Source organism: Clostridia bacterium (assembly GCA_017410375.1).
GTDB lineage: Bacteria > Bacillota > Clostridia > RGIG6154 > RGIG6154 > RGIG6154.
The window spans coordinates 13,729-40,118 of the sequence record JAFQQW010000056.1 but is presented as its reverse complement, the minus strand read 5'-3'; the positions used below and the strand labels follow the sequence as shown (position 1 = coordinate 40,118).

General features: G+C 41.2%; 15 protein-coding genes. 13 read left to right on the top strand and 2 right to left on the bottom strand.

Features of this window, described 5'->3' with window-relative positions:
- From IJE10_08940 to IJE10_08930, 3 genes are all read left to right on the top strand, one after another.
- Positions 1-1,151, top strand: a 1,151-nt coding sequence (locus IJE10_08940; GenBank protein MBQ2968227.1) for a recombinase family protein, incomplete at its 5' end; no start/stop codon positions are given.
- The gene (locus IJE10_08935) at positions 1,152-2,015 is read left to right on the top strand and encodes a recombinase family protein (GenBank protein MBQ2968226.1); all 864 of its coding nucleotides are present in this window, start codon (positions 1,152-1,154) and stop codon (positions 2,013-2,015) included.
- Between the two features lie 2 nt (positions 2,016-2,017).
- A complete protein-coding gene (locus IJE10_08930) occupies positions 2,018-3,622 on the top strand; it encodes a recombinase family protein (protein MBQ2968225.1) in 1,605 nt (534 codons plus the stop codon).
- 265 nt (positions 3,623-3,887) lie between these two features.
- On the opposite strand, the gene IJE10_08925 is transcribed toward IJE10_08930, so the two are convergent.
- Complete coding sequence (locus IJE10_08925) at positions 3,888-4,505, bottom strand: DUF975 family protein (protein ID MBQ2968224.1); 618 nt, start codon at positions 4,503-4,505, stop codon at positions 3,888-3,890.
- Between the two features lie 201 nt (positions 4,506-4,706).
- Between IJE10_08925 and IJE10_08920 the strand changes: the two genes are divergently transcribed.
- Positions 4,707-10,412, top strand: a complete 5,706-nt coding sequence (locus IJE10_08920; protein ID MBQ2968223.1) for a hypothetical protein — start codon at positions 4,707-4,709, stop codon at positions 10,410-10,412.
- 186 nt (positions 10,413-10,598) lie between these two features.
- Entirely contained in the window at positions 10,599-16,295 is a 5,697-nt protein-coding gene (locus tag IJE10_08915; protein MBQ2968222.1) for a hypothetical protein, read from the top strand.
- Between the two features lie 44 nt (positions 16,296-16,339).
- Here IJE10_08915 and IJE10_08910 read toward each other — a convergent pair whose 3' ends face one another.
- Complete coding sequence (locus IJE10_08910) at positions 16,340-19,495, bottom strand: glycoside hydrolase family 16 protein (GenBank protein MBQ2968221.1); 3,156 nt, start codon at positions 19,493-19,495, stop codon at positions 16,340-16,342.
- Positions 19,496-19,731: 236 nt separating this feature from the next.
- Between IJE10_08910 and IJE10_08905 the strand changes: the two genes are divergently transcribed.
- From IJE10_08905 to IJE10_08870, 8 genes are all read left to right on the top strand, one after another.
- On the top strand, positions 19,732-20,646 hold the full coding sequence (locus tag IJE10_08905; GenBank protein ID MBQ2968220.1) for a family 43 glycosylhydrolase: 915 nt from the start codon (positions 19,732-19,734) through the stop codon (positions 20,644-20,646).
- Between the two features lie 106 nt (positions 20,647-20,752).
- Entirely contained in the window at positions 20,753-22,045 is a 1,293-nt protein-coding gene (locus IJE10_08900) for a dihydroorotase (protein ID MBQ2968219.1), read from the top strand.
- Positions 22,042-22,776, top strand: coding sequence for a dihydroorotate dehydrogenase electron transfer subunit (locus IJE10_08895; protein ID MBQ2968218.1), 735 nt, complete (start codon positions 22,042-22,044; stop codon positions 22,774-22,776). Before IJE10_08900 ends, IJE10_08895 begins: the two co-directional genes overlap by 4 nt.
- Positions 22,770-23,684, top strand: coding sequence for a dihydroorotate dehydrogenase (locus tag IJE10_08890; protein ID MBQ2968217.1), 915 nt, complete (start codon positions 22,770-22,772; stop codon positions 23,682-23,684). The genes IJE10_08895 and IJE10_08890 overlap by 7 nt, the downstream gene beginning before the upstream one ends.
- Positions 23,681-24,376, top strand: coding sequence for an orotidine-5'-phosphate decarboxylase (gene pyrF, locus IJE10_08885; protein MBQ2968216.1), 696 nt, complete (start codon positions 23,681-23,683; stop codon positions 24,374-24,376). The genes IJE10_08890 and pyrF overlap by 4 nt, the downstream gene beginning before the upstream one ends.
- Before the next feature lie 20 nt (positions 24,377-24,396).
- A complete protein-coding gene (locus IJE10_08880; protein MBQ2968215.1) occupies positions 24,397-25,026 on the top strand; it encodes an orotate phosphoribosyltransferase in 630 nt (209 codons plus the stop codon).
- An 18-nt stretch (positions 25,027-25,044) separates the two neighbouring features.
- Positions 25,045-25,962, top strand: a complete 918-nt coding sequence (pyrB, locus tag IJE10_08875) for an aspartate carbamoyltransferase (GenBank protein MBQ2968214.1) — start codon at positions 25,045-25,047, stop codon at positions 25,960-25,962.
- The gene (locus IJE10_08870; GenBank protein MBQ2968213.1) at positions 25,959-26,378 is read left to right on the top strand and encodes an aspartate carbamoyltransferase regulatory subunit; all 420 of its coding nucleotides are present in this window, start codon (positions 25,959-25,961) and stop codon (positions 26,376-26,378) included. The genes pyrB and IJE10_08870 overlap by 4 nt, the downstream gene beginning before the upstream one ends.
- Positions 26,379-26,390: the final 12 nt, after the last annotated feature.

Sequence of the window (26,390 nt, the reverse complement as noted above, 5' to 3'; positions counted from 1 at the left end):
GAAAGCCTGCTGACTTTACAATGATATCTGTAAAAGCAGCAATGGCAGAACAGGAGTCAATCTCTACTGCTGAAAACGGCAGAATGGCAAACCGCCAGAGAATGAAGATGGGTACATTTGTTCAAAGCAACCCTCCAATCGGTTATACATTAAACGGCACTGAATTCGAGGTTAACGAAGAACAAGCCGAGGTTATCAAACGAATATTTGCCGAATACCTGTCAGGAAGCGGTACAAGCAAAATTGCCGATGGACTTATGCGAGATAAAATTCCCAATAAGTACGGCAAGGTGCATTGGACACCGCAAAGTGTCAGCTATATCATAAATAACCCAAGATACAAAGGCGGTGCCCTGTTCCAGAAATCCTTTAAAACAGGATTTCCGTATAAGAAAAAGAAGAACACAGGCGAATTGCCGATGTATTATGCAGAGAATGCCAATATTCCCATAGTAAGTGCGGAAGACTTTGACAAAGCTGCCGAGCTTATGCAGACAAGGCGTGAAAAGCATGCCAAGGAAAGCCGCGAAAGTGCAAGTATCTTCGCAAAGAAAATACATTGCAGGCACTGCGGTTCAACTTACCGACATAAAAACGGTACAGACACATGGGTATGCAGAACTCACGATAAAGGTACAGACAAATGTCAGGCAATGCCTGTAAGCGAAGAAATGCTTAAAAAGGCATTTGTTCAAATGTATAACAAGCTGAAAGCAAATTATGAGCATATCCTTCTCCCGTTCTTAACACAGGTAGAGGCTATGAAGATAAACAAGGCAGAGCAAGATAGAATTGCTGATATCAACATGCAAATAGCACAGAATACAGAGCAGGTTTTATCGCTCCGAAGACTAAAGAGTCAGGAGCTGATAGAGCCTGCTTTCTATATTCAGGAGCTTAACCGCTTTGATAAACAGACAATGGACCTTCGCAAAAAGAAAAATACCATACTGCACAACAACCGATATGATGACATTATCTCAAAGACAAGAAAAATCATAAGAGAAATGGAATCGGCTTGTGCAATAGGCAAATTCGATGCTGAGAGTTTCAAAAATCTTGTAAGCAGAATTGAAGCAGATAATGAAATAATAACCTTTATCCTAATAAACGGAATGGGGCTTGAGGTTAGCAAAAAGGAGGTGTTATAAATGGCAAACCGTTACCTTGCATTCGGCTACAAAATAGCTGACGGCAAACTTTGTGTTGAAGAAACTGAGGCAGAACTTGTAAAGGCGGCCTTTACACTGTATGCGGCAGGAAAATCATACAGTCAGATTGCCGAAAGATTTACCTTAAGCGGAATCAGATACAACATTGATTCTGACAAATGGAATAAAAATATGGTAAAACGGATAATTGAAAACAATAAATATATCGGCAGAAACGGTTATCCGCAAATCATAGAAGAAAAGCTCTATAACAAGGCGAACAAAACAAGGCTTTCAAAAGTCGTAAATAAACCGCCCGAAAAAGCAGAGCTTGATAACTTCCTGCGGACTCATTCGGAGTGCCCGATATGCAGTTCACCGATAAAAAGGCAGAATCAATGCTATGGCGAGAATAGGTCTGTGGCATATAAATGTACCAATTCCGTATGCCCAGCAAAATCCGTTAAAGAGAATCGACTTGTAAATCTCATAACGGAATTGCTTAACAAAATTGCAGACGATTTAAGCCTTGCAGACGAACCCGTTATAACCGCAATTCCCGATGATGAGCTGACAGACGATATGGCAAACGATATCTACATAAAAATGCTGACGGAATATGATAAGGATGAAGTGCTTGCAGACATATACGAGCTTGCAAAAATCAAATTCCGAAACAGTATCAAAACAGATATGAGTGCAGTTACCGAAAGGATAAAAAAAGAGCTTTGCAAGTATGGGATACTTACAGAGCCTCATCTTCCGCTTATGCAGAAAATTATATCAAAATTCTATGTAGGCGGTCAGGAAGAGCTTTCTATACTGCTTACTAATGGAAAATTAATAACAAGGAGTGTGAATTAAGAATGGCAAATGTAATCGAAATACCTGCAACAAAATCATATTTCGGGCATGGTGCAAAGCGAGTGCTGAATGTCGGTGCCTATGCAAGAGTCAGCACCGAGGCAGAGCAACAGACAAAAAGCTTTGAGACTCAGGTTGAACACTATACCAAAATGATTAAAGAAACGGCAGGTTGGAAATATGTAGATATATACGGCGATGAAGGCATCAGCGGAACCTCTATATATAACCGACCTGAATTTCAGAGAATGATGAACGATTGCAGAAAGGGTAAGTTAGACCTCGTAGTAACAAAATCCGTATCAAGATTCGGAAGAAATACAGCCGAAAGCTTACAATGCATCAGAGAACTTAAGGATTTGGGAGTCGGGGTGCTATTCGAAAAAGAAGGCATCAACACACTTAACTATACAACCGAGATGTTCATTGCACTGCATACCATATTTGCTCAGGCTGAAAGTGAGTCAATGAGTGAAAACATAAAGATGGGCAGAAGCTACAGATACCGTGAGGGCAAGTGTTGCTATAACTTTAACGGCGTATACGGCTTCAGTCAGGATGCAGAAAGAAACATATCAGTAGAAATCGGTAAAGCAATCAATGTCAGATTCATCTTCGACTGCTTCATAAAAGGTATGAGCATAGAACAAATTGTCAATGCACTTGCCGAAAGAGAAATCCCATCTCCAAGAGGTAAAGAAAGATGGTCGCCCGGCTCAGTGGAAAGAATACTTAAGAATGAAAAGTATGCAGGTGATGTCCTGACCTCAAAGACAGTAACTCTTGATCCAATCTCAAAGAAAAAGGTAAAGAACACAGGTCAAGCTCCGCAGTATTATATCAGAGACCATCATCCGCCAATCGTAGAACGTGACCTGTTCGACAGTGTGCAAGAGGAAATTAGCCGACGTGGATGTATCAAAAAGTTTGATAAAAAACAAAGCTATGGAAAATACAGCGGCAAGTTTCCATACAACGACTTAATATTCTGTGGCGAATGCGGTGCCAAGTACAGACGAACAGAATGGAAAACCCGTAGCGGTGATAAGAAATATGTATGGCGGCGCCTAAACAGAATTCAGAACGGACAAGATTGCTGTCAGAATTCTCCTTCCATCAACAATAACTATATGAATGAGGTTACGCTCGAAGCCATCAATACGATATATACAAGCAGAAAAAGAGTAAAGGACATATTAAAAAGCTCAATCGCCTCTCTACTCGGGGATACCGAACAGCCAAAGATAAGTGCCAATATGGAAAAGCTTAATCTAATGAGCGACAGAATGCGCGAGGCTATATACCAAAATGCTAACGGTGAAATATCAACGGACGAGCTTGACAGAATATGTCTGGAAGTAAAGATGGAATCGCAAAGACTGCGTCAAGAGAATAAGGAATATGAGATGGAGAGAAAGATGAAATCAACCGAGTCATCTAAGCTGAAGCTTATCTTCAAAGCCATTGATGGTATGGAAGATAAGGTGAGCGAGATTGATACACCTCTCATTCGAAGCATCATCGAAAGATACGAGGTTGTGTCAAAGAAAAAGATGACCATATGGTTCATCGGCGACATACCTTATGAGGTTGACCTGCCGGAATAACGGCAGGTCTTTTTACAAGATTTTTTTCAAAAAGGCCTTGTAAAAAATATTGTTTTATGGTAGAATAAATCTTGTAAAAGAGATTTATTCTGCCTTTGGAATTGATAAGGGTAAAACCTTGAAAACCGCTTGAAATCAAGCAAAATTTGATGTGGCAGTAAAATCATATGGTTCTTACAAGCAAAAAGACCGCTATCAGGCGGTCTTTTTGTTGCACAAAAAAACGAAGATTCTACTAAAATCCTCGTTTTCTGTTTTTTACATTTCACACTAAATCTGCATCAATTACTGTCGCATTTTCCATAGGCTGACCTGAAATTGCAAGGTAGAAGTTTGCAAACGTTGTTTCAGCATACGGAATAAAATAAATTAAAGCAATACCGAAAGTGATTACACCTAACAAAAACCAACCTGCAAAGGACAATTCTAAAATAAACAAATCCATTTTATGACCTTCCATGATTTCTTTGGATTTGTTGATTGCCTCAAGCGCGCCCATATTGCGATTTTCAGAATAAATGTACATTGCCATTGAGTAGGAGTATGCTTTGATGATACCCGGAACAATGAAGAGTAACGACCATAAAAGTGTGAATAATCCTACTAAGAAGTAAATCTTGAAAGCACCCCAGAAATAGGCGAAACCGTCAAATAGTTCGCTAAAAACAACTTTTCCGCCACGAGCGATTTTTAAGTAGATTGCCACAAATGCGAGATTGAATGCAGGTGACACAAAAAATGTGTTAGCAACTGAACCAATAGTCGGAATAAAATTGAGGACCGCGGAGATGAGCGAAACAATAATAGTCATTCCGAATATCGTACCGATATTGCCTTTGATGCTTTCTTTTGCATTTGCTTTTAAAAGCTCTCTCTGAATCATATACGTTTCCTCCTTTCTTAATTTAATATAGCACAAAAATGCTATTATGTCAAATTTTTTCTTTTTTCGGTTAAGCGTAAAACTGTAGAATAAAAGTATGGAGCAAGAAATAAAAAAATATTTACAAACATGTTTGTTTTGTGTATAATAATGTTATAGATTTTGTTTTTGACCGAAAGATAGGATTTCGAGGAGGAGAATATGAAAATAAAAATCACAGCCTTACTTTTGGCAGCATTGATGCTGTTTGTGATGCTTCCAACATTTTTTTCAGCGGAAACTTCGGCATTGTCGATGAGGGTGGAATTCAACGGTAAACAAATATCTGTTTCACCATCTCCGGTATTGTCTGAAACAGGGGAGGTGTTGGTGCCTCTAAAACAAATTTTTGAATTATTAAATGCAACTGTTACCTGGCATGCTGAAAATGAAACGCTGTCCGTTTACTCCAAAGATGGTATAAAAACAACACTATCGGCGGAGTGTTTAACTGCCAATATACACGGCACAGCAACACTCCTTCCGTCTAAGCCTGTTATGTTGAACGACACTTTATATGGACAGTTGAATATTCTTTCTACTGTACTGAGCTGTACGACGACATACAATTTTTCTACCGGTGTCATCAGCATTAATGATACACAGGATTACAGCAAGCATATTGTTTATGTTGGTGCTTCTAATTTTTATGATTGTGGCGGTTGGATTTTCGAGGGTACCAATGCTTTGCGTTCCACCGATTCAAGGCAAACGGCGAAGGCGAAATTTAAAACAGAAAAGGCATCTACTTACACTGTATATGTGCTCTCAAAAGATTTTAAGTATGACAGACCCGGAACCAGACATTTTAAAATGGCAGTTGACGGTACATATTCCTCGAATGTTTTTGGAAAACACGGTGCGGACGGGTACAAGTGGGAAAGTGCCGGCTCATTTTCGTTGGATGCCGGCGAACACGAAATTATGCTTTACAGCAATACGGCTTTTGCCCGTTGTCAGGGCATTATCTTAACAAATGATACCACTTATGTTCCGACCGATGATTTTAACGAGTATTCGAGATATTCACAAAGAACTTCTGCGCAAAACTCTCTGATTCCTGCCAATTTTCCGCGCTGGGCAACTAAAGATATCAGTGAAACTGCAACAGAGACCATTTCAAACGATAAATTTAAAATTGTGTTTTACAAAGGCGAAGGGGATAAAGGCGCTCTTGTACAGAATGAAATTTTCATGAAACGTGATGGGGCGTGGGTAGCGGTCAAGGGCAGAAACGAAGAACTTGGTGTTCTCGCGCTTCGCGCCTTGTCTACAACCGTTGCACAAGGCTGTCCGCCGGTTGAAAGTTTAAGCGGGTTTCCGTCTGTTACCACCGCAGAGCAGACTCTTGAGGGCTTTGACGGTGCTGTTACAATTTATAACGAAAAAAGCTATTATGAAATGGGCCGTCCTGAGTGGCTTATCCCGTCTGATATGGTGAAAAACGGCAGTAATGTCAAGCTGACACTTAATTCTGAGAATTTGTCCGGTTCTATGACATTTTTCTTTGACAGTTTAACCGAAGAACCCAAAGTAACCTTTAAAATCAGAACCAAAACAGCAGGCTGTTACTCATTTATCTATTTCAACGGCGACGAATTTTCCGATACAGATTTTGACCGTGTAACAGCTCCTTTTAACTATACGCAAAACTATATTCCTGCTGACGATATTGTTCTTGAGGAATATATGATGTTTACACCCATGGCAACCTTCACCTTTAATGAGGGGACAAGTCAGGCGTTTACAAAAGGTATTGCGGTAGATCCATCCTGTGTGCGTCAGTATGTAGCGCGTCCCGGGGATCTGGATTACGGTGTTATGTTCCGTACTCCGACCGGCAATGCACGCGCGCAGCTTGTTGCGCCTGTGTTTACCACAGAACAGTGTAAATTTGATGCGGATGAAGTGTACAGCTTCTCGTATCGATTGCTGTTTAACGATGCAGACTGGTATGAAAACTATGTACATGTAGCACAGGATATCTTTAACTGCGTAGACTTACGTACAAATTATTTCTCGTCTCTGAATGACGCAATCTATAACACCACAGACCTTATTATGGACGATGTGTACAGCGGTTTTATTGAAAAGGATATGGCGTTTGCCAACATGGAGGCAAGCGGTGTAGCAACCATATCTAACAATCTTGAAGTGATGCAACGCTACATGCTTACCGAAAATGAAGAAATTTTAGACAAACGTGCGATTCCGCTTATTGCGTTTATGCTTTCAAGAAGTGGTACACATTTTACAAGAACTTCAAAATATAACAGCTACACAGGAATTAACGTTCCAACACCTTTAAAAGGCCCCGGCAAAGGTTTTAGCGGTGGCTCCTATATCGGTTTCTACAGAATGTCTCAGGGTAGAATGCCTTTTATGTTGCAACATGCAGCATCAGCGGCGTCAGGTGGAGGTATCAGCGCATCTTCGTACGGAACAGCCATGAACGACTTGCTGAAAACGGATACATTCGATTCTAAAGTAACATCTGTGGCAGATAATTATTTAAATCAGCTCAAAAACAACAGCTTTGCACCTGTGGGTGGCTTTGTTTATTCAAATACGGTTCCTGCTTTAAATGTACTCGTTTCAGCTTATGAAGAAACGGGTGAACAAAAATATCTGGACGGGGCGGAAAAAGTAGCGCAATACATTATGACTACCACCTGGACAACCGGTTATCAGAACGATTATGCAACCACCGATTACACGGTTGATCCCGAATCCACCTCAGCCCTTCGTCTTGCGAACGATGCAGCAGAATGGTTCTACTATGAAGATGGTGTGCAATGGCGAATCGGTAATGATTTCGGAGTGGTTACAAAAGCAAGCGAAGCAAAAAATAAGATTACCAAAGAAACAGCGCCCGGATGGGTTCCTGCAAGAGCAGGTCTTGGTACAGAACACAGAATGACTCCGGCGAATGCCAATGCAATTCATATGAATATGTGGGCAGGCACTATGATGCGTCTTGCTAAATACACAGGCGACGAATTTTTCTTAACTCAAGCCAGAAATGCCATGATTGGTCGCTATGCGAACTATTCCGGTTATTACAGCGAACGGTATCTTTTGCATGACAAAAAAGCAAATTACCCTTACGACGGGCCTGACTACAATTTGATTTACTGGCATCATATTCCCGTCTTTTTAGGTATGCTGGAGGACTTTTTGATCAACAACATCTGGTACCGTTCTAATGCAAATATCGAATTTCCGTCTGTGCTCCAGTCGGGATACGCGTACTTTGACTCCAATCAATATGGCTTTGATTCTGGTAAATTTTATGATGAAGAAGACATGTGGTTGTGGTTGGATCGTGGAATTGTACAGCCTGATTCTGTCGAGGTAGACTATTTGCCTGCCAAAAAAGACGGTGTGCTAGGCGTTGCATTTGTAAACGAGGGCAGTGATGCGCTTACCACCACCATTACATTAGGCGAAAAAATCCCGAACGCATCTTCTTACAGCGAAAAAGCTACACTTTATGATGCAGACGGAAATAAATCTACTGTTCAGATTACAAACGGCAAATTCACACTTACAATTCCTGCAAGAGGTATTTTGTCTGTGGTGTTACATCCGGATGTTAAAAAGCCCGGATATGTTCGGGAATATGAACCGCTCAGCTATTTGGGTGAAACGGTTCAGACGTTTACGGACGGCAAAGCATATCTGTTGCAGTTTAATGACGAGAATTTCTATGCATACATGTACACCAACCGTATGAAAGATACAACAAAGAGCGCAACCTTTACTTATCAATATAACGGAAAAACCTATTCAAAAACTGTAAACGAATACCCTTTTGAAACAATAGTTAAGGTTCCAGCTACAGCAACAGAATTTGAGTTTTCAGTTAAAACAAGTGAGCAGGATGGCACGACCGACAGCCTTGGCGGAGGTAGCTTAAAGTCTTTATCTGCGTCAAATGTTTTGGATGATGTAGAGTGGGTGAACGGCTTCCCGAAAGATACCATGTTCATATCTGTAGGTAACCTTACAAAAAATGAGGTGCAGCCCGGGTCGCAGGCATCTGTTGCCGGTTTTACCGTATACCAGAACGGACAGGGCAATTTTGGTTTCTTTACACCAAAAAAGTCAGGCAAATATTATGTTTACGGTCTGCGCTCCTATAACTCCACGACTGGTGGGAACCGACAGTCTTCGATAAACATTAATGATATGCGTGTGGATTTTACGACAAATGAAGGTGCAGATTCTTCTATTCCTAATTTCAGTTTCTTCTGGTGTCTTGGTACCGATGCGGTAGAGCTGGAGGCGGGCGTTCCGTTTGTTCTCAGACAGAATAAACTCGGAGATTACGACCGCCTTGCGGGTGTTGCACTTGTGCCTGCGCTTTCGGATGGAACCAATCCCATGCTATGCATTCCGAATCCGTTTTGGAAAAGTCAGAATATTCCTGAAAATCAGGAAAGCTTAAACCAATGGGAAAAAGCTTCTGCAGGCAAGATTGGTGACAATAATACATATTCTGTAACCGTTAACGGAGAAGTATTGAGTGTTAAGGCGGGTAATGCTCGTATTAAAGGGATAAACAGCGGTGTTACAGGTCGGGGCATGGCTTCTTTGTATAATGCGGCAGGAGATGCCATAAGCTATGCTACAGTGTTTGATGCGCTTGCGGTTGCACCTATGTCTGACACATATTATGGTTCGCCGGATGTGCCGGAAACCTTTACAAGTATGTCGCCTGCCAAAAACAGCATCGGAACATATGGGTCATCCGTCCGCGTATCTGTTTCACTCACATATTTTCCGTTTGATGTATATGAAAACAGCTTAACAGGCTTGCGTGTTACGGGTGATTTGGTTCACAAAACAGACGGAACAACTGTTAAATTGGATGGGCTTGTTATGAGTAATGAACTTCGAACCACAGGAACGGTTTTGAATGTTGAACCGCCAGAAGGGTTTGTTTTGAGTTCCGTAAACAGTTATACGCTGACAAATCTTGTGATTTCGTACAGCGGATTTGAAAGTTTCGACATAAATAAATATACTCCGGGTGAAGGCTTTGGTAGCATCACTGTTCTTCTTAACGGTGTTCCGTGCTATGATCCCGACCGGATGCCCATCAAAAACGGTGATGTTATTAAAATCGTAAAAACAAATATGTCCAACTTCAAACCGATTCCGCTTCCCGGACTTTCGGAAGAGAATTCTGCTTTGTTAGGCATAACCGAAGGAGAAAACGGCAACGGCATATATTTACTTTCGGCAGATGCATTGTCTGCTTTACCACACAAATCAGATTTTTCTGCATTAAACGGCACAAGACTTTTTGGTCTTATGAAACCCATTGGCGAAAACTGGGCTAAAAATGTTTCAGAGGAACTTGATTTGCAGGATTCTGTGGTTGTTTTTGAAAATGCAGAGCTGACGCTGATGGATGGTACTGATGAGAACGGGAATCCGTACTTCATGGCAGACAAAGTTGCTTACAACAACTATACCGCAGAGGACTACCTTGTTGAAAAAGATGGAAAGGTATACTTAAATCCTTATAAGGTTGGAGGTGCAGGCGGTGGTGCAGCCGACTATGCTTCGTCATCTCTTTTCCTTGGCGGACAAGACTTTGTCAGCGGTGTTTTTGTAACCAAGGCATCCAACAACCGTTTCATTGTTTCAACTAACGGGTTTGTTGTTTTTAAAATTATAACCTTATCGTATGACGAAAACGGTAAAGTGGAAAGTATTGCTTCGACTGATGACCTGTTTGCGTTTGTAAACGCACCCTATATTGGTCATGCGAAAGAAAATCAAAAAATCTTTATATGGGGAGCAAAGGTGTTACAGGAGCCAACCTTTAAGCCTCTTTGTGAACCTCTTGAATTTTAAGAAAAACCGCCTTTTAAGGCGGTTTTTTTATGTAACAATGTCTAACTCGCGTGCGCAGGACTCAAAACCGGTTAATTGTTAAAGAAATACTATATCAGTATAACTGAAAAAATAAATCAATAAAACAGAAGAAGGGAGCATTTGGGAATGATATAATATAATTAGATAAATATTAAGGGGTGCAATATGAAAAAAATCAAAGCATTTATATGTTTATATTTTATGCTGTTTATTTGCTTGTGTACATGTTCAGTCTATGAATCGGTCTCGGCTGCAACTGTAACGGCAATTCCTGTTGTTTTGAACGGGAAAACAGTAACATTAAGTCCCGGAGCATATCTGATTGACGGGAAAGCCTATGTTCCGTTAAAACAATGCTTTGAAAAGCTGAATGCAACCGTGACATGGCACGAGGACGGACAGACGCTTTCGGTTTTTTCAAAGGATGGGGCAAAAACAACCATCTGTGCTGAAAATCCTATAGCCAATATGCAGGGGAAAGCGGTGAATCTGGGGACAACTCCTATTGTTTACAAAGGTGTACTCTATGGGGAACGTCAGGTGCTTTCTGCGGTTTTGAATTGTAATGCGGTATACAATTCCACGGACAAAACCATGTATATTACCGACAAACAGTCCTATTCACTTTATACGCATTATATCACCACGCCAAACTTTTACACACTTGGCGGTTGGAAAGCAGATGGCTCTACCGCAATTCGTTCAACCGAAGCGAAACAGGTTGCAAAGGCTAAACTTAACATAAAAAAAGCAGGTACATATACCATGTATGTCCGTGCAAAAGATTTCCCGGGTGACAGACCGGGAACCCGCTATTTTCAGGCAGGTATTGACGGTACATATGCGGCTTCTTATTTTGGAAAACATGGTGAAAACGGATATAAATGGGAAAATGCCGGAACTTTCAGCTTATCGGTGGGCGAGCATGAAATTCTGATAAAAAGTTCTACTGCTTATGCCCGGTGTGAAGGTGTTCTTTTGACCAACAATCCCGATTATGTTCCCAGTAATGATGTCGGTGAGTTTTCAACCTATATGGTTAGACCGACTGAAACGTATTCGATTATCCCTTCCAATTTTCCCGGTTGGGCGAAAAAAGAGATTGCTGCAACTGCTACTCAAACTATAGAAAACGATAAATTTAAAATTGTTTTTTATAAGGGTACCGGCGATAAAGGCAGTGTAGTGCAGAACGAAATTTTTATTAAACGCAATGGGGCGTGGGAAGTTGTAAAGGGAAGACGAGAGGAATTGGGTGTATTGGCTCTTCGTGCTACATCCTCTGTAACGGCTGACGGTTGTCCGCCTACGGACGGACTGACCTCTGCGCCCAACACTTTTTCCAAAGAGCAAAAATTGCAGGGTTTTAATGGTGAAATAACCCTGGTGAATGAATCCAATTATTATGAAATGGGGTGTCCGGAGTGGTTGATTCCGTTTAATATGACAAAAAGCGGAAACAGTGTTGTTTTGGATGTGGAATCAGCAAACGTAAAAGGCACTTTAACATTTTCGTTTGATACATTAACAGAAGAACCTAAAGTGAAATTTTCTGCGAATATGAAAACTGCAGGCTGTTATTCCTTCGTTTATTTTAATGGTGATGATTTTTCTGATACTTCATTCCACCGCGTAACCGCACCTATGAATTATGTAGAAGACTACATCCCTGCAGATGACGTTGTTCTGGAAGAATATATGATGTTTACACCCATGGCAACGTTTACCTTTAACGAAGGAACTGCGGAAGCGTTTACAAAAGGTATTGCAGTAGATCCAACATCTGTCCGTCAGTATGTAGCACGTCCCGGGGATTTGGATTTTGGTGTTATGTTCCGTTCACCGACAGGAAATGCCCGGGCTCAGCTTGTTGCACCTGTATTTACCACAAAACAATGCAAATTTGATTTGAACGGAAGCTTTAATTTTTCCTATAGATTGCTTTTTAATGATTGTGATTGGTATGAAAACTATGTGCATGTAGCTCGCGATATTTTTAACTGTAAAGATATCCGTACGAATTACTATGCATCGTTAAATGATGCGATTTATAACGTAACCGATCTTATAATGGATGATGTGTACAGCGGTTTTATCGAAAAGGATATGGGCTTTGCGAATATGGAAGCAGAAGGTGTTGTTTCGAACGCAAATAACATTGAAATTATGCAACGGTATATGCTGACCGAAAACGAAGAAATTCTGGATAAAAGAGCAATTCCGCTTATTGCATTTCAATTGACGCGTAATTCTTCTCATTCCACAAGATCTTCCAAATACAATAATTATACCGGAAACAATGCCCCGACTGTGCTTAAGAAGCCGGCTACCTTTTTCAGCCGCGGTACCTTTGTTGGCTTGTATCGCATGTCGCAGGGCAGAATGCCTTTTATGTTAGAACATGCAACAAATGCGTCAAGCGGAAGCATCAGCGGAGCAAGCTACGGACCTGCTATGAACGATATGCTCGGTGTAAACAGCTACACGAAATATACTACCAATGTTGCAGATAGCTATTTACAGCTCTTAGAACAGAAAAAATTCACCCCTATTGGTGGATTTGTGTACGAAAGTACGGTTCCTGCATTAAACGCACTTACTCTGGCATATGAACAAACGGGCGATATCAAATATTTGAACGGTGCAAACGAGGTCGCAAAATACATCATGACCTCTGTCTGGACGACCGGATATCAGAATGGTTATGCAGATACAAACTATACTGTAGGACCTGAAAAAACAGCATCAATTCCATTGGCGAATGATGATGCGGACTGGTTTTGGCATACCAATGGTGTGCAATGGAGAATCGGTAACGATTACGGCGTGTTCAAAAAAGCAAGCGAATCCGAAAGTAAACTAGAAAAAGAATATGCGCCCGGTTGGATTCCTGCGCGTACAGGTCTTGGCACCGAACATAGAATGACGCCCGGAAACGGCAACGCTATCAACATGAATATGTGGGCAGGAACAATGCTTCGTGTTGCAAAATATACCGGTGATGATTTCTTTCTGGCTCAGGCAAGAAATGCGATGATCGGACGCTATGCAAATTATGCAGGGTATTATAGCGAGCGTTATTTATTACATGATAAACAAGCGGATTATCCCTATGTCGGCCCCGATTATAATTTGATTTACTGGCATCATATTCCTGTATTCCTGGCTTTACTTGAGGACTTTTTGATAAATAATATCTGGTACCGTTCCAACGAAAATATTGAATTTCCTTCTGTTGTAAACTCGGGATATGCGTATTTTAATACCAATCAGTACGGTATAGCAGCCGGCAAAGTTTACGATGAGAATGATATGTGGCTTTGGCTTGACCGTGGAATTGTACAGCCTGATTCTGTCGAGGTGGACTATTTGCCTGCCAAAAAAGACGGTGTGCTTGCAGTTGCTTTTGTAAATGAAAGTCAAAAAGCGCTGACAACAACCGTTGCGCTTGGGAATAAAGTGCCTAATGCGTCATCTTTCACTGAAACAGCAGCACTTTACGATGCAGATGGTAAGAAATCCAGTGTTCAGATTTCCAACGGTAAGTTTTCGTTAACAATTCCCGGCAGAGGTATTCAAACGGTTGTGTTGCATCCGGATGTGAAAAAGCCCTCTTATGTTAAAGAATATACACCTTCTTCTTATACAGGGCAGACCGTTGCTGAATTTACGGACGGAAAGGCGTATCTGATTCAATTCAATGACGATAATTACTATGCATATATGTATACTTCACAAACGACAGACACTACACAAAAAGCAACCTTCACCTATACATATGGAGGTAAAACTTACTCCAAAACAATCAGTGAATATCCTTACGAAACCATTGTAAAGGTGCCTGCGACCGCAAAAACCTTCGACTTCTCTGTTAAGGTTACTGATACTGCAGGGAAAACCAAGACATTAGGCAACGGAACCCTTAAACCAATCAGCGAATCCGAGGAAGCAAATACCGACAATTGGGAATACGGTTTTCCAAAAGGCACAACCTTTGTGGCACTCGCAAACCTTACATTAAATGATGTACAGCCCGGTGCTTTAAGAACTGTTTCAAAGTTAGATTTGTATTACAATGCTCACGGTAATTTTGGTGTGTTCACACCTTTAAAAACAGGAAAGTATTACGTTTACGGACTAAGAATCAACATGGAATCAAGTCCCGGTGGACGCGAATCCTCTGTAACAATCAATGATACCAAAATTAATTTTACCACGCGGAACGGTGTCGATACGTCTAATCCGAACATGTGCTTTTACTGGAGCAAGGGGAGTGACACGATAGAACTTCGCTCAGGTGTTCCTTTTGTTCTGCGTCAAAATCAGCTGGGTGCGTATGACCGATTGGCTGCTGTTGCGCTCGTTCCTGCATATCCGAACGGACAAAACCCAATGGATACTCTTGCAGATAGCAGCTGGCATCATTTGAATGTTCCAAAAAGTCAAACAGAGTTAAATGCAATGCAGAATGCAACCACGACTCAACTGACAAGCGAGCCTGTAAATGTATCTGTCAACGGCGAAAAACTTACGGTTAAACCCAATCACGCCAGAATTTTAGGTTATAATAGTGGTCTTGAAGGATATAACAATGTATCTACACACGATGAGCTTGGTGATGCTATTTCATATGCAACTGTATTTGATGCTTTGGCTCTTGCCAAACCGCTTGATTTCAGATACGGTATTGCTGATGTGCCGGATGACTTTAAATCCGTTGCGGCACCCGTTAACAATATCGGAACATACGGAGACAGTATTCGTGCCGTAGTAAATCAAAACGCGTTCGAATTTGATATCTATGAAAATAGTCTGAACGGTCTTTATGTAACAGGCGAACTTGTGCACAAAACAGAAGGAACTGTTATTCCGATTGACAGCATTGTTATGAGCAATGAAATGCGGGAAACGACTACAGTTTTGAATCTTTTGCCTCCGGAGGGGATGGAACTTAACTCTGAAATCAATTCATATCGCCTCAGTAACCTTGTTTTGACATATAAAGGCGGAGCTTATGATCCATCGACATTAAAGCTTGGCGGCGAAATGGAAAATGTAGCAGTGCTTGTTAATGGTGTACCGTGCTATAATCTTGATCAGACCCCCGTAAGAGATGGGGACGTTATCACCACCATACGTCCCGGTATATCTACATTTAAACCTGTACCGATTTCAAGTAACACTTCGTCTTTGCTCAAAATAGAAAAAGCAACCAATGGTTTTGGTAAGTACACACTTTCTGCTTCTTTCTTAACACCATATGTTTCTGACGGCGATTACGCGAAATTAAATAATGCGAAATTATTCGGTGTTCTGACACCAACCGGAGACAATTGGACAACAAATGTTTCTGCTAATCTGGATTTGAAAAACTCAAAGGTTGTCTATGAGAGTGTGGATATTTTTTATTCGGATCAGACCGATTCAAACGGAAATCCCATTTTCAGAACGAAAGAAATTCCCTGGAGTTCCTATAAGGTAGAGGGATACACCGTTGAAAAGAATGGAACTACCTATTTGAATCCATATAAAGTGGGTGGTGCAGGCGCAGGTGTTTCCGATTACGATGCCGCGAAGCTTTATTTAGGTAACGCAAGGCTGGGTGACGGTGCGTTTGCAGTGAAAGCATCAAATAATCGCTATATTATTCGTTCTGAAGGGGTTTCTGTTGTTAAAATTATGACCGTATCTTATGATACAAACGGGAAAGTGACAGACATTTCCGCAAGCGATGAAAAAGTCGTAACGATTTTAGAGCCTTATGTAGGTCAGGCGAAGAAAAACCAAAAGATTTATATATGGGGCGTAAAAGTTTTACAAACGCCCATATTCCATCCGCTTTGTGAACCTCTTTCGTTTTAAATATCAAATACACTCCTTAGAAAAACTAAGGAGTGTTTTTTTAGTTATTCAGCTACTTCGGTAATCGGATGAAACGTATTGTTTGCTTGCCAGAAAAAGCATTTAAAGGTGTTGCTTGCGTTTTTTAGAGTTATACTTTGTTTTGGTAATGACGGAAGCGGATAAGCGTGAACCATTTTTCCGGTACTGTCATATTCGGCAAAAAGAAAAGAATCTTTATAGCGACTTATTGTACCGGAATAAAGGGTGACCGTTGTACCGTTTTTTGTTGCATATGGTTTATTTGGATAGGGAACAAGCCGGGCGTCTGCTGCACGCAAAAAACCATTGGTTTGCTCATTTATAAAAAGCTCTACAACAGAATCCGCCTTTAAATCAAACAGCCCTAAATCGTACCAACCTGTGTGCGTGTTCGTATCCATACATTCATTAACTGTGTAATGATAAGGCTTGCCGTCTACGGAAAGAGCAACATCTGCTTTTGTGGTTGTATTGTTGTTGCTCGTTGTGGTGGGAATATATATCTGCACACTGTATTTCTGTCCTTTTGCAGGTGCCATTTTCCATCTTGCAGATGCATTTCCGCTTCCATAATAGGAGGCTGTGCCTATGCCGGAATCTAACCAGTTTCCGGTGGTTGTCGCTTGTGTAAATTTATAGCGTTCTTCGATGGCTTCATCAAAGTCACCTACAAGCTTGGCATCTGTATCAGAGGGAACAAAACGGACAGCACTTGCACGAAGTGTTCCTTTTGCGGCGCCGTTGGATAAGTACATATATACTGTGTCATCAGCATTTAAATCCATATGTCCCAAGTCATACCAGCCCATTGAGCCGTCACATTGGTCGAAAGAATAGATGTATGAGCCTTTTCCCGGAACATGTAACAGAAGCTCTGCGTTTTTGGTAGATGGCGTGCCGTTGGAGCTTCCGTTGTGCACAACAGAGTAAAATTGAATCGAATACCGTCTTGTCGTTTTGGGCGAAACAGACCAGCTTACAACATCTTCTGTGGCGTTTGTATATTTGCTGCTACTGTTGTAGCCAAGACTCGAAGAAAGCCAATTGCCCGTAAGATTTGCTTCGTCGGATTTATGTACTTCTTCGCCCTGTACAGCGCCCGTACCCACAAAATCTGAAGTAGAATACCCATGTGTTAACGGATCTCTTGTTTTGTTATGCATAAAATCCAAAACTGTATATATATTTTCGTTATTTAATGAATATCCATCTTTCTGAATGAAAATCAAGCTATCCTTTACATCCACGACGTAGTCGGTATTGTCCTCGATGTTTGATTCTGCAACAAATGCAGTGCTGCCTGCAAGCTTAACACCTAAAGCATTTTCTACAGCATCTCTCGGTAGATAAACCGTTTGGTTTTCCATATATGGAACAACAGATAAATCACTTACATCAAACAATTTCGGCGTGGAAAAGTCCAGAAGATTCGGCATACCTATCTGTGCAACAACCGTATTGCCGAGGATTGTTTCACTTTGTTTTGCAAAACGTAGGGGACTAATACGGGAACAAACCGCATCGTTTACAGGCGCGCACGGAGTCGTTTTAACCGTCACAGTTTGCCCGGCTTCTGCTTCGATATTCTTTAAAATTATCCAGTTGTAGCTTGGTGTTGCACTGTAGCTGTCTACTGTTACGGTGTCCACAACCGTGCCGTCAATTGCAATTTCATAGTCCTGCGTCAACACGTTATTCATGTATTGCATGTTGTAAAGCTCAATGGTGTATGTACCGTCCGCTTCAACAGGAATGCTCCAGGTAGCATAAACGTCTTTGTAATGCGGTGTAAGCGTGTCGTCGTCACCGTAAACCTGCATCCAAAGATTAGCAGTGCTGTTTAGATTTGAGGTGCTCCATGTGCCGCTTCTTACGGTTGTGTCTGCGGCATAGATGGTACCGTAGGACTTGTTATAAATATCATAACTTTCGTAATCGGTATCTTTATAGCTTGTGTAGCTGGCATCACCTTCCTGGCAGAAGAAGCTCAAATCGTCTGCAACCAGTAAGCCTTTGGTACATTCAATAGAAATAAACGCTGAATCAGTAATTGAAATATCCGGAATAGAAAGCTTTTTCCATTCGCTCGTAACCGGGATGGTTGCAGATTTTAAAACAGTTCCTGCTTTATTTTTAACAATAACCTTTGCAATCGTCTCTGCCTGTGCACGGAAATAACCCTCAAAACCGTATATGCCTGTCACCAGATAAGGGAGCTGTTGCTCGGCTTTGCCGCCTTCATTTAATTGCATGTAGCAAAAACCGTTGTGCGCATTGTAGTTGGCAACAATCTTTGCATTGATGCTGTCAAAAGCTTTGGGCGCTGATTTTGTTGCCGATCGGTTTAATTCAAAATGACCGTTACCCAAAAGGTTAACACCCTTTAATTTTTTCTGTGCATAAAACGCATATTCGTATGTAGAGCTTCCAAAATAACCATTTTCATCCTTCTTGTAATCGCTGATGGAGGATTGCCATTCGGGTGTCGCGACACCGGTCAGCCATAAATAAGAGGGGCCGTAAACCGTTATATTTTCGTTTCTGCCCACTTCAACGCCGTTGGCGTAAAAAATAGCCTTACCGGGAAGCCATTCAATACCCATAGTGAATTCGTCTAAGGTTGCTTTGTTTCCGTCAGATTCAATGTTATATGCACCACCACCTGTTGAAGAATGCACGCCCCACCAGTAGTGCGTGTTAAAATAGGGGTTGGGTGCTTGTGTTACCCATTCATTCGAATCGATTTCAAAACCGTCAATTTCAATAATTGTGTTTCCGTCCGGATAATAAGTGGGCTTTGTGATGAATGAATCACCGCCCGAAAGCCAGAAGGATGAGTGAAACCCGTTAACACCGGAAAACACCTTTGCTTTGGTTTCGTAATAGCCGTAAGGAAGTGGCATGTTGGTTAAAATACCACCACCTGTATAATATCCGTCCAGTTTTTTGTAATCCAAGTATAGCTTACCGTTTGCAATGCGCACGTTTTCGGCTAAATTCTTGCCGCCATACGGTGTGCCGCCACGAATTGACCACAAATCTGTATCAAGCTCCGTGCCGTTAAAATCGTCCCGGAACATCAATTGATAATCAGAACTCGGCACGTCGGCAAGACAAGTGATACCAACTATCAACAGCAGTATCAAAATAAAACAAAACACAAAATGCTTACTTCGCATACCCAACCTCCTTTTGTTTATTTCTATTATACTCTCTTTATGAAACACTTTCAATGCTCAAAATTTTATATTTTATTTATCCGAAATTATATCTTTATAATTTATTAAAGCAGGAAAACTAAGCTTTGTCAAGCATTTTTCGGCGAATGCTTTATCACGATTTGGCGAAAGCAATCCCTTGACGAAATATTAAAATAATGGTATACTTAAAGAAAAAAGAAACGGAGTGCAGAACGATGAAAAACGGACAAATCTGGAAAGATACAGATGGCAACGACATTCAGGCGCATGGTGGCTGTATTATAGAATACAACGGTGTTTTTTATTGGTACGGTGAATTTAAAGGTGTGGATAACATGCCCGGAAAATGGCAAACACCTGCCCTTGGCATGGGGTGTTATTCCTCAAAAGACCTTGTGAACTGGAAAAACGAAGGTCTTGCCTTTGAAACGGATAAAGAAAATCCTGAAAGTCCCGTGCATACATCTAAGGTTTTCGAACGACCTAAGGTGATTTATAACGAAAAGACAAAGAAATTTGTGATGTGGGCACATATTGATTCTGCAGATTATACTTTTGCAGCAGCCGGCATTGCGGTTTCGGACGGTCCGACGGGACCTTTCAAATTCATCGAAGCCAAACAACCAAATCGCCAGGATTGTCGTGATATGACTGTTTTTAAAGATATAGATGGTAAGGCGTATCTGGTGCATTCTGCAGATTGGAACAAAACGTTGGATATCGCGCTTTTAAATGATGAATATACCGATCTTGCAGGTCTTTATGTTTCTGTAATGAAGGATCAGACCCGTGAAGCACCTGCTGTCGTTTATCACAATGGCATGTATTATATGGTAACCTCAGGATGTACAGGCTGGCTTCCGAACAGCGCTCTATTTTCCAGATGTGAACATCTTTTAGGACAATGGAAGCTTATCGATAACCCATGCGAAGGACCCAACTATCGCCAGACCTACTACGGTCAGAGCACCTATATTTTCTCGGTTAAAGGTAAAGATTATATTATGTTTGACCATTGGCATCCTGAGGATTTAAAAACCTCCGGTTACAGCATTTTGCCTATCACATACGATGAAGAAAACAAAACCATGACCATCACCTGGACAGACGAGTGGAACGGAATAGAGTAATCTTAAAATCCTGTCGTTTTTACGGCAGGATTTTGCTGTATAATCTTGACAAACTTATATAAAGTATGATAGAATAAATAAAATGTAAAAAGGAGGCAAAGAAACGATGAAAATTCTCTTGTCAGGTGCAAATGTTTGTGACGGAAAAACCGTTGAACAGAAAAATATCCTGATTGTTGACGGCATTGTTTCGGACGTTTCTTTAGCGACCGCGAAAACAGAAGATATGACTGTTTTTGATTTTTCGGATTGTTTGATATTACCCGGTTTTACAGATGTACATGTGCATCTAAGAGAACCGGGCTTTTCATATAAAGAAACAATTAAGTCCGGAACGAAAGCTGCAGCTGCAGGTGGTTATACCGCGGTTTGCTCCATGCCGAATTTAAATCCGGTACCCAGCACTCCGGATACATTAAAAGAACAGTTGGACTTAATTGAAAAAGACGCTTGTGTTCATGTATATCCGTACGGAAGCATAACAAAAGACCAAAAAGGCGAAGAACTTTCCGATATGGATGGTATGAAAGATAATGTGATTGCTTTTTCAGATGATGGCAGAGGTGTGCAAAGCGATGAAATGATGAAGTCTGCAATGCTGAAAGCTAAATCCTTAAACAAAATGATTGTTGCACATTGTGAAGTAAACGACCTTTTAGAAGATGGTTATATCCATAAAGGCAAGTATGCTGAAGCCCACAACCACAAGGGTATCTGCTCTGAAAGCGAGTGGAAACAGATTGCCCGTGACATTGAGCTTGTGAAAGAAACAGGCTGTCCTTATCACGTTTGCCACATTTCCACAAAAGAAAGTGTCGAAATAATCCGAAAAGCGAAAGCAGAGGGTGTAAATATTACTTGTGAAACTGGTCCGCACTATCTGATTTTGGATGACAGTTGTTTGCAGGAGGACGGGAGATTCAAAATGAATCCGCCTCTCCGGGATAAGACTGACAGAGAAGCACTGATTCAAGGTGTTCAGGATGGCACAATCGACATGATTGCTACCGACCACGCACCGCACTCTGCCGAGGAAAAAGGAAAGGGTTTAGAGAAAAGCGCCATGGGTGTTGTAGGTTTGGAGACTGCTTTTGCCGAGCTTTATACCCATCTTGTTAAAACGGGTATCATTACAATGGAAAAGTTAGTACAGCTGATGCACCTTAACCCGAATGAACGGTTTGGTATTCAAACCGGGCTTGAAGTGGGCGAAAAAGCCAACTTAACTGTTTTTAATTTAAACGAAAAATATACCGTTAATCCCGAAACATTTCAGTCTATGGGCAGAAGCACACCTTTTAAAGGGGATACGGTTTACGGAAAATGTCTGCTTACAATCTGTGATGGCAACATTGTGTGGCAGAATGACAACAAGAGAGAGGAGAAAGATTTAGTATGACACAAGGTATGTACGAAATCTTAAAAAATGTTAAAATTGCAAACGATGTTTATAAGATGGTTTTAAAAGGTGATACCTCCGGCATTACCAATCCCGGCCAGTTTATCAATATCAAGCTTGATGGCTTGTATCTGCGCCGTCCCATTTCCATTTGTGATTATGATGCTGAAACCATTACCATTATCTATAAAGTGGTAGGACATGGCACAGAACAGATGTCTGAAATGTCAAGTGGTGAAGTTTTGGATGTTTTAGTTGGTCTCGGCAACGGTTTCCATACTGAAAAGTGTGAAAAAAATGCACTTGTAATCGGCGGTGGCGTTGGTGTTCCGCCTATGTTTAACTTAGCAAAAAAACTGATTGCGGAAGGAAAAAACGTAACTGCTGTTCTTGGCTTTAACACAGTAGGGGATGTGTTTTATGCAGAAGAATTTAAAGCAATCGGCGCAAATACATTGATTGCGACAGCAGACGGCAGTATTGGCACAAAGGGCTTTGTAACCAACGTGATAGAAACTCTTTCCGATTATGATTATTTCTTCACCTGTGGTCCTGAACCGATGTTGAAAGCGGTTTATAACACAACCTCCACAAGCGGAGAGCTTAGCTTTGAAGAAAGAATGGGTTGTGGCTTTGGTGCATGTATGGGTTGTAGCTGTAAAACCAAATACGGAAACAAACGCATCTGTAAAGATGGTCCTATTTTAGAAAAGGAGGAGATTATATGGTAAACACAAAAGTAAATCTTTGCGGCATTGAGCTTGATAACCCTGTAATCCCTGCCAGCGGAACATTTGGATTCGGCTACGAATTTGCAGAACTTTATGATATCAATATTTTAGGTTCTTTTTCTTTTAAAGGCACCACCAAGGAAACGAGATTTGGAAATCCGCTTCCCAGAATTGCAGAATGCACCTCCGGCATGATTAATGCCGTTGGTTTGCAAAATCCCGGCGTAGAAAAAGTTATATCGGAAGAGTTGCCGAAGCTTAAAAAATGCTTTAATAAAAAAGTTATGGCAAACGTAAGCGGTTTTTCGGTGGATGAATATGTTTATACGTGCGAAAAAATCGACAAATGTGACCAGGTGGGCTGGATTGAAGTGAACGTCAGTTGTCCGAATGTACACGGCGGCGGCATGAGCTTTGGAACAAGCCCTGAAGCGGCTGCAGAGGTTACCAAAGCCGTTAAAGCGGTTACAACCAAACCGATTATCATAAAACTCAGTCCCAATGTAACAGATATCTGTGCTATTGCTAAAGCTTGTGAGGATGCAGGCGCAGATGGTATCAGTTTAATTAATACACTTTTGGGTATGCGAATCGATTTAAAAACCAAAAAGCCGGTTATTGCCAATCGAATGGGCGGTTTTTCCGGTCCTGCAATCTTCCCGGTGGCAGTTCGTATGGTTAACCAGGTTGCAAATGCCGTAAAAATTCCGATTGTCGGCATGGGCGGTGTATCTACAGCAGAGGATGTGCTCGAAATGATGCTTGCTGGGGCAACTGCTGTGCAGGTCGGTGCGGCAAATTTAGTAGATCCTTTCGCATCTAAAAAAATAGTTGAAAATTTACCTGAAACTATGGTAAAATATGGTATAAACAGTTTAACAGAAATTATCGGAGGTGCAAACAAATGAACAGAGATGTAATTATCGCTTGTGATTTTAATTCCAGGCAGGACTTGGTAAACTTTTTAGACAAGTTCGACGGTGAAACATTGTATTGCAAAGTAGGTATGGAGCTTTATTATGCAGAAGGTCCCGCGATCATCAAAGAAATCAAAAGTCGCGGTCACAAAATTTTTCTGGATTTGAAACTGCACGACATCCCGAATACCGTTAAAAAGGCGATGTCTGTTTTAAGAAACTTAGATGTTGATATGGTGAATCTGCATGCAGCAGGCACAAAGGCTATGATGAAAGCAGCAATCGAAGGTTTGACTCGCGAAGACGGAACAAGACCGCTTTTGATTGCTGTAACGCAGCTTACATCTACCTCGGATGAAGTGATGCATGAAGAGCTTTTAATTAACAAACCTATTGACGAAGTTGTTATGCATTACGCTAAGAATGCAAAGGATGCAGGTCTTGACGGCGTTGTTTGCTCACCTTTGGAAGCAGGCAAGGTTAAAGCGGTTTGCGGTAAAGATTTCTTGACCGTTACCCCGGGAGTTCGTTTTGCGGATGGGGAAGTTGCTGACCAGGTTCGTGTAACCACCCCTGCAAAAGCAAAGGAAATTGGCTCCGACTTTATTGTGGTGGGCAGACCCATTACCCAGGCTGACGATGTGGTTGCTGCATACCAAAGATGTGCAAAGGATTTTATTTAACAGAAAGGAAGATATTAATTATGAAAAATCAGATTGCAAAATGCTTATTGGAAATTGAAGCCGTGTTTTTACGCCCCGAAAATCCCTTTACCTGGGCAAGCGGCATTAAAAGTCCGATTTATTGTGATAACCGCTTAATTTTAACAGCACCTAAGGTTCGTACCATTGTGGAAACTGCTATCGCAAACACAATTAAGGCAGAATATCCCGATTGCGAAGTGATTATGGGTACATCTACCGCAGGTATCGCACATGCGGCAATTGCGGCTGAAATTTTGGGTCTTCCTATGGGTTATGTTCGTGGCGGTGCAAAAGACCATGGCAGAAACAACCAGATTGAGGGTAAGCTTGAAAAAGGTCAGAAGGTTGTAATTGTAGAAGACCTGATTTCCACAGGCGGTTCTGTAATTGAAGTAGCAGATGTTCTTCGTGAAGCCGGCGCCGAAGTTTTGGGTATTGTAAGCATCTTTACTTATGGGATGCAGAAGGGGCTTGACAGACTTGCCGAAAAAGAACTTAAGAATGTAAGCCTTACGAATTTTGATGCGATCTGTGAGGTTGCAGCAAAAGAGGGTTATATTAAGGAAGAAGACATTTCCCGTCTTATCGCATTCAGAAACAATCCGTCTGACGAAAGCTGGATTAAATAAGAAAAAGGAGTTTTCTAAATGCGTCATTTAATTGATATTTATGATTTGTCGGTGTCTGAAATCGACCGCTTAATTGACAAAGCAAATGATATTATTGAAAACCCTGCTTTGTACAGCGAAAAATGTAAAGGTAAAAAACTTGCAACCTTATTTTTTGAACCGTCAACTAGAACGCGCCTTAGTTTTGAAGCAGCGATGCTCGATCTTGGGGGAAGTGTTCTTGGGTTTTCGGAAGCAAATTCCAGCTCTGCATCAAAAGGAGAAAGCGTAACCGATACCATCCGCACAGTCGGATGCTACGCAGATATTATTGCAATGCGTCACCCGAAAGAAGGCGCTCCGATGGTCGCCTCTATGAAATCTGAAGTGCCCATCATTAATGCGGGTGACGGTGGCCATAATCATCCTACACAAACGCTTACTGACCTGCTTACCATTACCCGTGAAAAGGGGAGGCTCGATAATCTCACCATTGGTTTTTGCGGTGACTTGAAATTTGGCAGAACGGTACACTCTTTGATTTCGGCACTAACCCGATATAAAAACATAAAACTGGTACTTATTTCGCCTGAAGAATTAAAGATTCCCGAGTATATCAAATCTGAAATCATTGAAAAATATAACATGGATTATGTGGAAGTGACAAGCTTAGAACAGGCAATGCCTGAGCTTGATGTTTTGTACATGACTCGCGTACAAAGAGAGCGTTTCTTTAATGAAGCAGATTATATCCGTCTTAAAGATACCTACATTTTAAATATGGCGAAACTGGAAAATGCAAAAAAAGATCTTGCCATTTTGCATCCGTTGCCTCGTGTGAATGAAATTTCCTGCGAAGTCGACGACGATCCGAGAGCCTGCTATTTCAAACAGGTATTAAACGGCAAATTTGTGCGCATGGCATTGATTCTAAAATTGCTGGAGGTGGAAGAATGAATATTGATTCCATTAAAGACGGTGTTGTAATCGACCACATTCCTGCAGGTCTTGGTATGGAAATTTATCATTTTCTGCACTTAGATGAGCTGGATTGTTCGGTTGCGCTTATGAAAAATGTAACCAGTAAAAAAATGGGCAAAAAAGATATCATCAAGGTGGACGCTTTGATGGATTCGAATTTAGACGTGGTAGCTTATTTTGATACAAACATCACCATTAATGTAATTAAAAACGGATTGCGTGTTGAAAAGAAAAAACCGAATCTTCCTGAAAAACTCGTGAATATTATCACTTGCAAAAATCCGCGCTGCATTACAACCACAGAACAGGAAATTCAGCAGATTTTCAAACTGACTGACCGGGAAAAACGTATCTACAGATGTATTTATTGCGAATCCGGTGCAAAAAAATAATCAAAATCTAAT